This is a genomic window from Acidimicrobiia bacterium (assembly GCA_035651955.1).
Lineage (GTDB): Bacteria > Actinomycetota > Acidimicrobiia > IMCC26256 > JAMXLJ01 > JAMXLJ01.
This window is the reverse complement of sequence record DASRES010000001.1, coordinates 1-13498: the sequence shown is the minus strand read 5'-3', so window position 1 is coordinate 13498 and position 13498 is coordinate 1. Positions and strand designations below refer to the sequence as shown.

Annotated in this window: 16 protein-coding genes and 2 tRNA genes; 7 read left to right on the top strand and 11 right to left on the bottom strand. The window is 72.0% G+C overall.

Translation table 11 applies throughout. The annotated features are described in order from the left end of the window. Positions 1-63: 63 nt before the first annotated feature. Together VFC33_00090 and VFC33_00085 are read left to right on the top strand one after the other, a co-directional pair. Complete coding sequence (locus VFC33_00090; GenBank protein HZR11623.1) at positions 64-1236, top strand: glycosyltransferase family 4 protein; 1173 nt, start codon at positions 64-66, stop codon at positions 1234-1236. Between the two features lie 49 nt (positions 1237-1285). After that, complete coding sequence (locus VFC33_00085) at positions 1286-2140, top strand: SDR family oxidoreductase (GenBank protein HZR11622.1); 855 nt, start codon at positions 1286-1288, stop codon at positions 2138-2140. Positions 2141-2165: 25 nt separating this feature from the next. On the opposite strand, the gene VFC33_00080 is transcribed toward VFC33_00085, so the two are convergent. Continuing rightward, entirely contained in the window at positions 2166-2384 is a 219-nt protein-coding gene (locus VFC33_00080; GenBank protein HZR11621.1) for a hypothetical protein, read from the bottom strand. A gap of 248 nt (positions 2385-2632) precedes the next feature. Here VFC33_00080 and VFC33_00075 point away from each other — a divergent pair. After that, positions 2633-2704 (top strand) — tRNA-Pro (locus VFC33_00075). A gap of 39 nt (positions 2705-2743) precedes the next feature. Here VFC33_00075 and VFC33_00070 read toward each other — a convergent pair. After that, positions 2744-3595: a class I SAM-dependent methyltransferase gene (locus VFC33_00070; protein ID HZR11620.1), complete on the bottom strand. Its 852-nt coding sequence runs from the start codon at positions 3593-3595 to the stop codon at positions 2744-2746. 53 nt (positions 3596-3648) lie between these two features. Between VFC33_00070 and VFC33_00065 the strand changes: the two genes are divergently transcribed. Beyond that, a tRNA-Gly gene (locus VFC33_00065) sits at positions 3649-3719 on the top strand. Positions 3720-3745: 26 nt separating this feature from the next. Here the strand turns inward: VFC33_00065 and VFC33_00060 are convergent. Beyond that, complete coding sequence (locus VFC33_00060) at positions 3746-4111, bottom strand: metalloregulator ArsR/SmtB family transcription factor (GenBank protein ID HZR11619.1); 366 nt, start codon at positions 4109-4111, stop codon at positions 3746-3748. A 98-nt stretch (positions 4112-4209) separates the two neighbouring features. On the opposite strand from VFC33_00060, the gene VFC33_00055 reads away from it, so the two are divergent. After that, entirely contained in the window at positions 4210-4680 is a 471-nt protein-coding gene (locus VFC33_00055; GenBank protein ID HZR11618.1) for an ArsI/CadI family heavy metal resistance metalloenzyme, read from the top strand. 80 nt (positions 4681-4760) lie between these two features. Continuing rightward, entirely contained in the window at positions 4761-5894 is a 1134-nt protein-coding gene (locus tag VFC33_00050) for a nucleotidyltransferase family protein (protein HZR11617.1), read from the top strand. Here VFC33_00050 and VFC33_00045 read toward each other — a convergent pair. From VFC33_00045 to VFC33_00010, 8 genes are all read right to left on the bottom strand, one after another. Continuing rightward, positions 5871-6167, bottom strand: coding sequence for a PqqD family protein (locus tag VFC33_00045; protein HZR11616.1), 297 nt, complete (start codon positions 6165-6167; stop codon positions 5871-5873). The genes VFC33_00050 and VFC33_00045 overlap by 24 nt on opposite strands. Beyond that, on the bottom strand, positions 6164-7432 hold the full coding sequence (locus VFC33_00040) for a hypothetical protein (protein HZR11615.1): 1269 nt from the start codon (positions 7430-7432) through the stop codon (positions 6164-6166). Before VFC33_00040 ends, VFC33_00045 begins: the two co-directional genes overlap by 4 nt. Before the next feature lie 181 nt (positions 7433-7613). Then, positions 7614-8948, bottom strand: a complete 1335-nt coding sequence (locus VFC33_00035; protein ID HZR11614.1) for an ABC transporter substrate-binding protein — start codon at positions 8946-8948, stop codon at positions 7614-7616. Positions 8949-9048: 100 nt separating this feature from the next. Next, complete coding sequence (locus VFC33_00030) at positions 9049-9426, bottom strand: hypothetical protein (GenBank protein HZR11613.1); 378 nt, start codon at positions 9424-9426, stop codon at positions 9049-9051. Next, complete coding sequence (locus VFC33_00025) at positions 9423-10484, bottom strand: YihY/virulence factor BrkB family protein (protein ID HZR11612.1); 1062 nt, start codon at positions 10482-10484, stop codon at positions 9423-9425. Before VFC33_00025 ends, VFC33_00030 begins: the two co-directional genes overlap by 4 nt. Next, positions 10481-11173 (bottom strand): DsbA family protein, encoded by a 693-nt coding sequence (locus VFC33_00020; protein ID HZR11611.1) that lies wholly within the window; start codon positions 11171-11173, stop codon positions 10481-10483. Before VFC33_00020 ends, VFC33_00025 begins: the two co-directional genes overlap by 4 nt. A 29-nt stretch (positions 11174-11202) precedes the next feature. Continuing rightward, positions 11203-12069: a formate/nitrite transporter family protein gene (locus VFC33_00015; protein ID HZR11610.1), complete on the bottom strand. Its 867-nt coding sequence runs from the start codon at positions 12067-12069 to the stop codon at positions 11203-11205. Then, positions 12066-12200, bottom strand: coding sequence for a hypothetical protein (locus VFC33_00010; GenBank protein HZR11609.1), 135 nt, complete (start codon positions 12198-12200; stop codon positions 12066-12068). The genes VFC33_00015 and VFC33_00010 overlap by 4 nt, the downstream gene beginning before the upstream one ends. Positions 12201-12333: 133 nt before the next feature. Here VFC33_00010 and VFC33_00005 point away from each other — a divergent pair, with 133 nt between their 5' ends. After that, positions 12334-13362: a radical SAM protein gene (locus VFC33_00005; protein ID HZR11608.1), complete on the top strand. Its 1029-nt coding sequence runs from the start codon at positions 12334-12336 to the stop codon at positions 13360-13362. Positions 13363-13498 lie beyond the last annotated feature (136 nt).

Genomic DNA, 13498 nt, shown 5'->3' with positions numbered 1-13498 from the left:
CGGTCGGCTCCGGTCGCTCGGGTTCCTCGTCTGGGGCCCCTGACGTGCCGATAGAGGTCCCAGATGGAGAGCGCCACCGACCTCCGCTCCGCACGCGCGCCCGGCGACCGGCCGCTGCGCGTGCTGTTCCTGAACGAGAACATCGGTGGCCACACGACGATGCACCTCGCGCTGCGCTCGGCGCTCACCGCCTACGGCGACGTCGACCCGACGTTCCTCGACGTGCCGTCGCCGGGGTTGCTCCGGAAGCTCGCGGGTGCACCGGTCCCGGGGCTCGCGCGCCACGACCTCGACCTGCAGGCGCTGCGGAGCCAGCTCGCGTCGAGTGCGACGGCGCGCCGGTTGCTCGCTCGGTACGCGGGGACCTACGACGTGCTGCACGTCTACACACAGCATGCGGCGCTCCTGAGCGTCGGGCTCGTCGCGCAGGCGCCTGCGATCGTCTCGACCGACGCGACGGGCGCGCAGGTCGCGCGCCTGCTCCCCTACCGCGCGCCGACCCGTTGGACTGATCTGCAGCGGTACGTGCGCCGGCCTCTCGAGCGCCGCGTGTTCGACGCCGCGACCTTCGTGGTCGGCAAGTCGCGCTGGTGCGCCGCCTCGCTGTGCGACGCGTACGGAGTGCCGGACGAGAAGGTGCGGGTCATCCCGTTCGGCATCGTCGTCCCGCGCCGCGTCGCGCGACCGAGACGGGACAACCCGATCGTCACCTTCATCGGCAGGTCGCTCACGCGCAAGGGCGGCGACCGCGTGCTGCGCGTCTACGCGGACCGCCTTCGCGGACGCTGCGAGCTCCATCTCGTCACCCGTGAACCGGTGCCGGAGGGAGACGGTGTCCGCGTCCACCGGGACGTCCGCCCCGGCGACCCGCGCCTCGGCGCGCTGCTGGCGCGCACGACAGTGCTCGCGTTCCCGACCGAGATGGACACGTTCGGCTATGCCGCGCTCGAGGCGATGGCGAGCGGTGTCCCGGTCGTCGCGACGCGCGTGAACGCGCTGCCGGAGCTCGTCGACGACGGCGTGACCGGGATCCTCGTCGACGGCGACGACCGGCACCTGGGTGACGCGCTGACCCGGATCGTCGAGGACCATGCGCTGCACGACCGCATGGCGGTCGCGGCGCGGGAGCGCGTCATGCGCCTGTTCGACGCGCGCGTGACGACGGACCGGCTCGTCGACCTGCTCTTCGAGACCGTCGAGCGACACCACACGCCCCGCTTGCGTGTCGCGGGCTGAATCGGTCGTCGCGTTTCGCCGCCCGCAGGGCGCGGGTAGCGCATCGCGCATGGCCGAGCAGCAGTTTCCCGCCCAACAGCAGGACTATCCGGGCGACACGGGAGCGATGCAGCCGCACCCGCAGGACGAGATGGCCGGCTACGAAGGCCGTGGCCTGTTGCGCGGGAAGCGTGCACTCGTGACCGGTGGGGACTCCGGGATCGGTCGTGCCGTCGCGGTCGCGTTCGCGAAGGAGGGCGCCGACGTCGCGATCGCGTACCTCGAGGAGCACGACGACGCCAAGCACACTGCGACGCTCGTCGAGCAGGCGGGTCGTCGCGCGGTGCTCGTCCCCGGTGACCTCTCACGTGAAGACGCGTGCGTGCGCGCGGTCGAGCAGACCGTGTCGGAGCTCGACGGCCTCGACGTCGTCGTGAACAACGTCGCGTACCAGTCGCCCGTCCAGGACCTCACCGAGCTGACCACGGAGCAGTGGGACCACACGTTTCGGACGAACATCTACAGCTACTTCTGGGTGACGAAGGCCGCCCTCCCGCACCTTCCCGACGGCGGCTCCATCGTGAACACGAGCTCGATCAACGGGCTGCGCGGGAACAAGTCGTTGATCGACTACGCCGCGACCAAGGGCGCGATCCTGGCGTTCACGTACTCGATGGCGCAGTCGCTCGTGGAACGGCGGATCCGCGTGAACTGCGTCGCGCCGGGTCCGGTGTGGACGCCGTTGATCCCGTCCACGTTCGGGCCGGACAAGACGTCGCAGTTCGGCAACCAGGTGCCGATGCAGCGCGCGGCACAGCCGGACGAGATCGCGCCGTCGTTCGTGTTCTTCGCGTCGAACGAGCTGTCGAGCTACTACACGGGTGAGGTGCTCGCGCCGGTCGGCGGCGAGACGATGCCCGGTTGAGTCCCGACGCTTCGGATGTCGCCGGTCAGGCCGGCGCGGGGCGCCGCGGCACCGAGACGGCGACGTCGTCGAGCGCGCCGATCACACCGTGGTCCGCGGCCCACTCGACGACCGCGGTCGCCGGATGCGCGTGGGCACGGTCCCGGCAGGTCGCGCACGTACAGCCGGCATCGCGGGGATCGTGACGGGCGCGCAGGACGAGCTCGATCCCGTCCATCCACGTGGCGAAGCAGCCGCCCGTCACGCACCACTCCTCTTTGTCTCCCGGCCCGAACACCTCGACGTAGGCGTGCCGCCGCCGTTGCCATCGATTGCACCGAGCGCACCGTCCCACGTCGTACGGATCGTCCATCGTCGGCTCCCGGTCGTGGGTCGCGTTCTCGGATCGCACCGTTCCCAGGGCTTGTCACGTCCGTCCGGCGGTCGCGTCAACGTTCCGACAACGACGCGGAGCAGCCGCTGCCCGACGCCGTCGGTATCGTGGCCGGGCACCGGGGAGTGGCGCAGCGGTAGCGCACCTGCTTTGGGGGCAGGCGGTCGGCGGTTCGAATCCGCCCTCCCCGACTCGCTACGCGCGCGGGGCGCAGTGAGCACCGGCGACCGTCAGGCGGTCGCGCGAACGAGCCACGCCGCGGAGCCCAGCCGCACGCCGTCCGCGGTCACGTATGGTCCGAGCGCGTCCCGTATCGCGTCGAGGGCGCGCGCGACGACGTCGTCCGGCGCGTCGCTGAGCATGAGGCGTGCCATGCCCGTCCTGCGCACGAACGTGACGGCATCGTCGACCGTCCCGCCACCGGCGAGGAGAACGGGCTGGTCGATCGGCTCGATCGCGGCGTCGCGGAAGCCGGCTCCCTCGAGCACCGTCATGATGCGGTCGCGCTCACCGAGCGAGAACGGCCCGGGCGTGCCGGGCGCGGGCGGTTGCGGGAGCGGCACGTGCTGTGCGACGGCCGCGATCGGGACGACCATCCACTCGTTCTCGAGGACAGGCTGCCAGCAGACGAACACGAACCGCCCGGCGCCGGGCTTCAGCGCGGCGCGGAGGTTCGCGAACGCGCCGATCGGGTCGTCGAAGAACATGACACCGAACCTGCTGATCGCGACGTCGAAGTCCGGGTCGAAGGCGTGCGTCTGCGCGTCCGCGACGTCGAAGTCGACGTTCGTCAGCCCTTCTCGTCTCGCGCGCTCGCGTGCGGCCTCGACCATCGAGCGCGAGATGTCCACGCCGTGCGCGTGACCGCGTGCCGCGGTGCGCGCCGCGTCGCAGGTCGTCGCGCCGGTCCCGCACCCGACGTCGAGCACGCGGCCATCCGGGGCGACCGCGGCCGTCTCGAGGAGCCGCGCGCCGAACGGAGCCAGCATCCGGTCGTAGCGGTCCTGTTCGACGACCCAGTGGCGCGCCTCGTCGGCGTTCCAGTACTCCGCCTGCGCCGCGTTCGCCGTCGTGTCCGTCATGCCTGTCCGCTCCCCCGGTCCGCCGTCGGGCACGCGGTAGCGTGACCGTTCCCGCGGGTGTAGCTCAATGGCAGAGCCCCAGCCTTCCAAGCTGGTCATGCGGGTTCGATTCCCGTCACCCGCTCCGGCTCGAAGACGAGGCGCCCGTCGCTACGCAGTGTTCGCGCGGCGCGCAGGTCGCCGCTTCCGCGACGTGTCGAGGACGTCGCGCAGTTCGGCGAGTGCGTCGGGAACGGCGCGGTACCAGACCCACGTGCCACGCCGCTCCCCTTCGACGAGGCCCGCTTCGCGCAGGACCTTGAGGTGGTGACTCACCGTCGGCTGGGAGCGGCCGACGGGTTCGACGAGCTCGCACGCGCACACCTCGCCGTCGTCGTGTGCCGCGATGAGCGACAGGAGCCGCAGCCGGGCGGGATCGGCGAGCGCGGCGAAGCGCTTGGCCAGTGCGCGCGCGTCCCGCTCGGTGAGCGCGACGTCGCCGAGGGACGGACAACACGCCTGCGATCGCCTCGCCATCACCACCTCCTTGGTCGTCGGTCGTCTCCACAATCATATTGACATGTGTCGATACTGGTCCATGATATCGACAGTCGTCTATGTCAGTGGAGGTTCCGGTGGCCCGTGTGCAGCTCGCGCTCAACGTCTCGCTGCTCGACGAGGCGATCGCCTTCTACTCGAAGCTGTTCGGGACCCGACCCACGAAGGTGCGCCCCGGCTACGCGAACTTCGCCGTCGCCGACCCGCCGCTCAAGCGCGTGCTGATCGAGGGTGACGACGGCGGCACCGTCAACCACCTCGGCGTCGAGGTCGCGTCGAGCGACGACGTGTACGCGACGCGGACCCGGCTCGCGCGCGAGGGCCTGAGCACCGCGACGGAGGACGAGGTCGTCTGCTGCTACGCCGTGCAGGACAAGGTGTGGGTCGACGGGCCCGACGGAGAGCCGTGGGAGGTGTACACGGTCCGGTCGGACCTCGAGATGCACAGGGACCGGCTCCGCACCGTCGACCCGAACACCGGCACCGCATGCTGCGCGACGGCCGGCGGTGGCGCCGACACGACCGCGTGCTCGTCGCGGTCAGGGTGAGCCCGCAATTGTGGAATCCGGCTGCATGAGCGCGCCGAACCACAATTGTGGCGGCGGGCTGCGCTGTACGGTGCCGCCTGGTGGGGACCCAGCGGGACGCGCGGGCGGCGCCGGACGTCGTGCGTGCCGTCGCCGCGTACGGGCTGCCGGGTGTCGACGCCGCGCTCCCCTGCGACCCGGTCGACGACGCGACGTTCGGCGAGGTCCTCGCTCACGTGCGCGACGGTCGGGTCGTCGCGCTGCTCGCGCGTGCGGCCGCCGACGGGGCGTTCCCGCTGACCGACGCGCAACAGGAGGACGTCGACGCGCTGCGCGGCGCGGCACATGCATTCGTCGCGGTGCTCGAACAGACGGTGGTGGACGTCACCACGCTGCTCGACACGGCGGGCATCGAGACCCGGGTCCTGAAGGGCGCGGCACTGGCGCACCTCGACTATCCCGATCCGTCGTGGCGCACGTACGGCGACGTCGACGTGCTCGTGCGCGGCGCCGACCTCGACCGCGCGGTCGCCGCCCTGCGCGACATGGGGTACGGGCGACGGCTCCCGCCGCTGCGACCGGGGTTCGACGCCCGTTTCGCGAAGGGTGTCCTGCTCACGAACGAGACCGCGCGCGCGATCGAGATCGACCTCCACCGGACGTTCGCCGACGGCCCGTTCGGCGCGACCAGCCGGCCCGACGAGCTGTTCACGGGATCGCAGCCGTTCGTGCTGCGCGACCATGCCGTCCAGGCCCTCGCGCCTGCGGATCGGCTGCTGCACGCGTGCTACCACGTCGCCTCGAGCGCGCACGTGCGCCTGTCGTCGGTGCGCGACCTGGCGCAGCTCGCGCTCGTGACCCGGCCGGATCCCGACGCCGTCCTCGGACGGGCACGCGGCTGGAACGCGGAGGCCGTCGTCGCCCGCGCCGTTGGGTTGACGTGGCGCGTGCTCGGACTGAACGACACGACAGGGGCCAGCCCCCTCCTCGACTGGTCGCGGTCGTACGTCGTCGACCGGGCCGGCGGCCGCGCGATCGCCGTCTCGGTGGGGCCCCGCGCGGGGTGGCCGGCCATGGCGCTCGCGACGATCCGCACCCTCCGGCCCCTCGACCGCGTCACCTACACGGGCGCACTCCTGTGGCCCACACGCGAGTTCCTCGACGCGCGCGGGACGACCCGCCGTGAGCGCTGGCGTCGGGCTTGGGGCGCGCTACGCGGACGCGAGCGGCGCTGACACCGGCGCGGCGTCCACGACGACGAGCTCGCGCGACGCGAGGAGTGCGACGAGCGCGTCCACGTAGACGCGCACCTCGGCAGGATCACCGCCGAGGACGGCCGTGATGTCGTGGACGAGCTCGTCGATGCTCGTCTCGCCGTCCAGGCAGTGCCACACGAGCGCGGCCGTCGCGTCGAGGACGTGGAGGCGCGCGTTCGTCGAGTCGAGGAGGACGACCTCGTCCGCGCAACGCGCGGCGCGCACGCCCGGTGCCGGCGCCGCGAACGTCACGCGCCGAGCGCGTGGCGCACGAGCGCGCACGCGGTGTCGAGATCGCCGAACGACAGGCGGAACGCCGGTGCGTCACGCACGATGGTGGACGCGGTGTCGAACGCGACGTCGTCGAGGCGGTCGCCGTTGAAGGAGTTCGCGACGAGCAGCGTGAGCGCGTCGCTCTCGCTCATGGGATCGATCGTCGTCGCGCTCCCGGCACGGTGCCGCACCGAGAACACGGCACGGACGGGCGACGACCGGGCGAGCGGGTCGCCGCGCAGCATCGCGGGCGCTACGTGCCAGCGCGCCGCCGCGCGGCCGGGTGCCAGCACGGCGACGTCGCGGAGGTCACCCGAGAGGAACCGCGCCGGACCTTCCAGGGAGATCGGCTTCTGGTAGCACGCCGCCGCGGTGGAGCCCGGCGCGAACGCGACGATCTCGTCCGCGACGTAGCCGAGCCCGGAGCGAACGAGCGCGGTGACCAGCGTCGTCTTGCCGGCCCCGGACGGCCCGACGAGAAGCGCGCAGCCTGCGTGGGTTCCCGCGGCCGCGCCGTGCACGAGCAGATGGGTCGACGCGGCCGCCTCGACCGCGCCGCGGTCGATCGCGGACAGCAGCGCGGCCAGGACGAGCGAGGCGTCGGCATCCGCGGCGACGAGACGATCGTCGACGTACGACGCGAACCGCGGCTGGATCGCGGCGCCGCGATCACGCAACGACAGCACGTGCGGCTCGGCGCCGGTCGAGGGTGCCGCGCCCGAGGCCGAGCGGAACGCGGCGAGCAGCTGCTCGACGTGACGACCGAGCCGCGCATCCGAGGTCCGTACCGTGAACGCGTATCCGAAGGCGCCGAGCACGGGCGTCTCGTACGCCCAGAGGACGTCGTCGAGCCGCTCGAGCGGCGCGCGCTTCGCGGGCTCGGCGTCGTGGCCGACGCCCGCCGCCCTCGCGCGCCGCCGCGATCGGAGGAGCGCGGCGCCGGCACCGGCGGTCGCGGCACCGACCGTGCCGAGCGCGACCGGGTTCCCGCCGGTGAACGGCAGCGAGCCCGGGTCGAACGTGCCGCTCGATCCACCGACGGTGGCGCCCGAGCCGCCCGCGGGCTTCGCAGCCGGGCTCTGCTCAGCGGCCAGGACCTGCGGGCCCGGGGACGTCGGCGTGCTGGTCGGGGTCGTCGCGGGGGTGACGGGTGTCGAGCCGGCCTGTCCGAACGCGGCGACGTCGAACGTCCGGACGATCGGGACGCCTGCGACGACGACGCCGGCGACGGCGCCGCGGCGCAAGAACTCCCGACGTGTGTGCCGATCCATCCTGCCCGCCCCCAGGCCCCGAGCCGGGGAAAGTACCAGAAAGTCGCCGAAATGGACAGACCGCCGACGCGGCACGCGGTGTCGTGACCGCGGTACGGGCGTTGTACCCGCCGTGGCTCGCGGTCACGCAATGTCGCCCCGCGACGCATCGCGGCTACTGCCTCGTGAACGAGCTCGTCCTCGTGACGTCCGTGACGACGCCGCGGGTGCAGACGAACGGCTTGCCCGGGTCGCCGAGGACGGGCACGAACTTCCCGTCGTGCACCTTCAGGAACGCGCCGCAGCCGAGCGGGTAGTTCTTGTCGGTGTGCTGACGGGTCCAGTCGATCGGACCGATCAGCCCACCGGCGTCGTAGCTGGTCAGCTGGTTGAGCGCGTCGACGACCTTCTGGCGGGTGAAGCTCGGTCCTGCGCCGCGCAGGCCGGTCACGAACTCGTCGGCGTTGACCCAGCCGATCAGCGAGTTCTCGTTCTTCGCGTAGCCGCGCTCGTCCATCCACTTGACGAAGCTCTTCAACGCGGCGAACTGCGGGCGGGTCTCGAGCGGGGCCTCCTGGACGAGGACGATCGCGCCCTCGAAGAACCCCGCGTTGCGGGCCATGAACTCGGGGTCGTACGCGTTCGCGAGGAACATCTGCGCGTTCAGGCCCTGCTGGCGCATCTCACGGGCGAGCGTCAGCATGCCGTTCGCGTCCATGCACGTCGTGACGAGGTCGACCTTCGCGTCGCGCATCTTCTTCACGTCCGTGCTGAGGTCCGTGACGCCGAACGAGAGGCTCTTGTCGGCGAAGACGACCTTCGCCGGGCTCTTGTACCGCTTGAAGCTCGTCTCGACCATGTCGAGGCAGTTCGCGGACTGCGCCACGCTGTAGGCGAGGACGGCGACGCGCGTCTTGTGGAAGCGGTACGCGATCGACGGCCACGCCGCGCTCGCGCAGTCGACGCTGAGGCAGAGCGCACCCGTGTGGCCGAAGAAGTTGGGGGGACCGGCCCACTCGTCCTGGATGTTCCAGCCGAACGTCGGCACACCGGCCTTCGCGAGCAGGTCGGCCCCCGTGAACAGCACCGTCGCGACCGGCAGGACGGCGAAGGGATGGTCCTGGTCGAGGATCGCCTCGACCTCGCGGCGGTTCGCGACCAGTTGGTCGTCGTGGCGGTTCGCGAGCACGAGCTTGCGGCCGTAGATCCCGCCTTCGCTGTTGACCATGTCGAAGTAGGCCTGCACGCCGTCGAACGCCGACGCGTACTTGACCCCGAGCGGGTTGGTGACCGCGGCGACGCCGCTGACGCGGATCTCCGTCGGCGTGACGCCCGGCTGGTCGACGGGCGGGAACCTGCCGTTCGACGCGACGTTCGGCGTGCCCGGCGCGTCGGTCGCCGTCGTCGACGTCTGCTTCGACGACCGGCCTCCCCCGGTGCTCGCGTTCGAGCACGCGGCCAGCGTCAGCGCGACGAGCGCGACCACCGCTCCCGACAGCGTCACGCGCATCGGCCCTCCCCCAAGGTCCATACGTCGCTGCAGGGCGGGACCGTAACACCGTGACAGAGACTTGTATACGGCGCGCCGGGGCGCGCGTCAGTTGCGCGCGTCAGTCGACGGACGTCGAGAGGATCCGGGCCGACGCCATCGCGGCCGCGGACGTCGCGAGGACGAGCCAGCGCCGGGCTCTCGGCAGCGCGCGGAACGCGAGGAGCGTGCCGACGGTGTCGGCGGCGTCGGCCAGCCCGCCGCCCTCGACCCAGCCGCGGACGGGCGCGTCGTGACGCAACGCGAGGACCGCGCCGAGCCCGAGCGCGACGTCGCGCGCGCCGAGCGATCGGACCATGACGCGTGTGAGCGGGCCGCGATCGTCCTCGCCCGTCCAGAGGCGCGCCGCGGTCACGGGGGCAGCCATCGCCGCGACACCGAATGCGACGCGCGACCACGCGATCGCGCTCACCGCACGCCGCGCGTCGTCCTTCGTCACCGTCGGCTGCGCGAGCCGTACGGCAGGCGCGTGTCGCGCGGAGTCCCGTCGCGCGCGGGCGACGGCTCGCCGTCACGTTCGGCCGCTTCCTGCTGCTCGCGCCGCTCGTCGAACGTGACGTCGATGTCCTCGCTCGGCCGGCGCTGCTGGACCTGGGCGTACTCGTCGTAGGCCCGCCGGTCGGCCTCGGTCGTGGGCGGCGGGAACATCGCGCGCGGATACAGCTTGTGCGCGCGCACGACGTTGACCTCGGCCGCGTACAGGACGATCTGCGCCTCGAGGTAGATCCATGCGAGCAGACCGATGACGATGCCGAAGAACCCGTACACCTGGCTCGCGTTCTTGAGCGTGTGGGTGACGTAGTAGCCGCCGACCATCTGCAGGATCTGCCACGCGACCGCGGCGATGATGGCGCCCGGCACGAGGTCCCGGATCGCGACGTCGCGCACCGTGAGGACCCGGAACGCGAGCACGAACAACCCGAAGTTCGCGACGAGCGACACCACGATCGCGGCGATGCGCAGGCCGATGCCGATCGTCCCCTTGCCGGACCCGAAGCCGCTGACGGCGGTCGTCACGAGGATCCCGCCGCCGACGACGACGAGCAGGAGCAGGCTGCGCAACGTGCGGGGCAGGAACCCGGGTCGCTCGGTCATGGGCACCTGCCACACCTGGTTCAACGCGTTCTGCGCCGCGTTGCAGATGCCGAGACCCCCGTACAGCGTCCCGATGATGCCGATGACGAGCGCGATGCCGCTGCCGTTGAGCGAGTGGATGTTGGTCCGGAGCTGGTCCCCGATGATCGGGAACTGCGAGAACGTCGAGTTGAGGATGTCGTGCTGGAGGTGCGGGTTGCCGGAGAGCACGAACCCGAGCACGGTGACGAGCACCAGCAGAAGTGGGAACAGCGAGAAGAAGCCGTAGTACGCGATGAGCGCCGCGAGGTTGCCGGCCTGGTCGTCGCCGAACTTCTTCACGACGGCGAGCGGGAACCCGAGCGCGAGGTGCGCCTGCTGGTAGTCGTCCGCGCGCCCGAGCAGGCGCTTGATGCGGTTCACGGCCGGTCTCCGGGCTCGGTCGCCGCCGCGCGCTTGACGAGGGCGTCGTAGACGGACGGGTCGTCGGCGTCGACGCGCGGGAAGCCGTGCCCGTGGCGCCCCTCCCAGTGCATCTCGACGCCGGGGTTCGCGGCGTCCGTCCCGTCCGCGAGGAACACATGGGGACTGCCCTTCGCGACTTCGCGCGCGCTCGCGAACTCGCGCATGAGGACGGCTCGGGCCGACCCGTCGTCGAGCGCTCGTGCGACGACGTCGCCGTCGACGCCGTCGGCCTCGCGCGCGACGTCGACGACGACGTGACGCAGGCTGATGCACCGGCCGTCGCGGAAGAACGCGACCCGCAGCGCGCGGTCGAGCGTCTCCGACGCGCGCAGCCCCTGGGCCTTCGCGGCCTGCACGGCTTCCATCGCCGGGAGCGTCGTCACCGGCCACTCGTACGGCGAACGCGGCCACACCTGCCAACCGGCGTCGGGCTCGAGGTTCGCGAGGACGGGGATCTCGGCTTCGAGGACACGGCGCGGAGTCGCCTGGCGGTTGACCTCCTCGAGCAGGAACGGCCGGTGGTCGAGCGTGACCGCGTCGTCGAGGCCCGCGGTGTGGCGTGCCCGGAGGAGCCGGAAGACCGCGACGTGCGACCACGGGCAGCCGACGTCCGAGTAGACGGCGATGGTCCCCGGCCGCACGTCCATGGGGAGCAGGTGCCCGCGGGGCGTCGCGACTAAACGTCGTCGTGGTGCTCCCGAGGCTGGCCCGGTGCGCGTCGACGCTCCTCGGCGACGGGGTCGCGGCCGATCTGGATCAGGCGCAACACCGTGACGAGACCCACCCCACCGACGATGTTCGCGAGCGCGGCCCACGACGCGGACGCGGCCCAGTCGAGGTAACCGAACGGCGCGTGCGCGTGGATCGCCGCGAACATGAGGAGTGACGCGACGATCGCGTGGTTCAGCGGACCCGCCGCGAGGATGAAGGCGATCGACACCGCGGCCGCGAGCTTGCCGACCATCGACTCCGTGCCGCGCTCCATCCACGTCATGAGCGTGATCGCGCCGCCGCCGAGGATCCCCGACGCGAACGACCGCCACCCGATGCCCATCGCGGTGTAGTGGGTGCCCGCGGCGATCGCCGTCGCGCGCAGGTGCGGGAGCGCGGCAATCGTGAGCCCGGTGGCTATCCAGCCGCCGAGCAGGTTCGTGGCGGCGGTCCCGCTCCACAGGCGGATCACCTCGCGCACGCGCGCCTGGCGCGCGACGACCGCGACGACCGGCATCATGAAGTCCTCGGTGAAGAGCTCGCTGTGCGCAAGCGTCAGCGCAACGAACCCGATCGTGAACGCGACCGCGCCGAGCATCTCGTCGTGCGTCTGGTGCTCGACGACGAGCAGCGCGCGCACGCCGGCGCCGACGTCGAGACCACCGACGACGCCGGTCGCGAACAACGACGGCCACGACCGACCCAGTCGACGGGCCCCTTCGTCGACCGAGCGCTCGAACCGCTCGCGCAGCTCCACGTCGGGACCCTCGGTCTCGCGCGCCGACGGAACGGGCCCCGTCCCGGCCGGCAGGCCCGGGATGTGCGCGGTCACGGGCGCAGCACGACCTTGATGCAGCCGTCGAGCGTCTTCTGGAAGATGTCGTACCCCTCGGGTGCCTGGTCGAGCGCGGTGAGGACGCTCGTCCCGACGTTGCCCGTCGCCCCGGTCACCACGACTCGCATCGCGCCCGCCTACCCCGCTCGACATCCGTGCATGCACACGGCGACACGGCTCCTGCACGGTTGCGAGGTGCCGACCTCCGGGTAGGCGGTGCACCGATCCCGTCGCACCCGTCCGTCGACGGAGGAGACGCCATTGCCGACCGCCCCCGAGACCGACGTCGGCACGCTCACGCCGTCGACACCGCGAGAGCTGCAGCTCGAGGTGACCGCGGCGTGCAACCTCCGATGCCGGATGTGCCTCGTGCGCTACCGGCCGCCCGTCAACCGCGTCGCAGGGAGCATGTCGTTCGACACGTTCCGCGTGCTCGTCGACGACCTCCCCGACCTCGAGAAGCTCACGCTCCAGGGCCTCGGCGAGCCGCTCCTGAACCCCGACCTGCTCGCGATGGTGCGCTACGCGTCGGCGCGCGGCGTGCGCGTCGGGTTCAACAGCAACGGCACGCTGCTCACCGAGCGCAAGGCGCAGCAGCTCATCGAGGCGGGGATCGACTGGCTGCATGTGTCGGTCGACGGCGCGCGTCGCGAGACGTACGCGTACGTGCGGGGTCGCGACGAGTTCGATCGCGTCGCGCGTCACGCCGCCGGGCTCGCGCGCGTGAAGGAGCGGCTCGGTGGCGACCGGCCCACGCTGTCGGTCGTGTTCGTCGCGATGCGCACGAACGTCGCCGAGCTCCCCGACCTCGTCCGGTTGACGGCGTCGTGGGGCATCCCGACGCTGCGGGTCCAGAACCTGTCTCACGACTTCTCCGACACGCAGTGCGACACCGGGTTCGACGACATCCGCGCGTTCACGTCCACGCAGGCGCTGTGGGCCGGTGATCGCGGCGCGCGGGATGTGTTCGACGAGGCGCGCCGCGTCGCGCACGAGACGGGCGTCGACCTGCGCCTGCCGGAGCTCGAGGAACGGCCCGTGTCACGGGCTGCGGGGACGCCCGGATGCACGTGGCCGTGGGACTCCGCGTACGTGACGCACGACGCGCGGGTGCAGCCGTGCTGCATGGTGATGGGCGCGGACCGAGTCGTGCTCGGGCGGGTGGACCGGCCCGGGGCGTTCGGCGCCGTGTGGCGGTCCGAGCCCTACCGCGAGTTCCGGGCGGCGTTGCTCACCGACACACCACCCGAAGTGTGCCGGGGCTGCTCCATGTACCGCGGCGTCTTCTAGCTCCAGCGCAGCACGGCGCCGACGTTGCCGGTCGCGCCGCCGTGCGCGGGGATGACCCGGACGCTCGCACCGGTGCCGAGCGCGGCGCGCACGAACACGTCGACGAGTCGCGCCTCGCGCACGTGGTCGCGCCCGA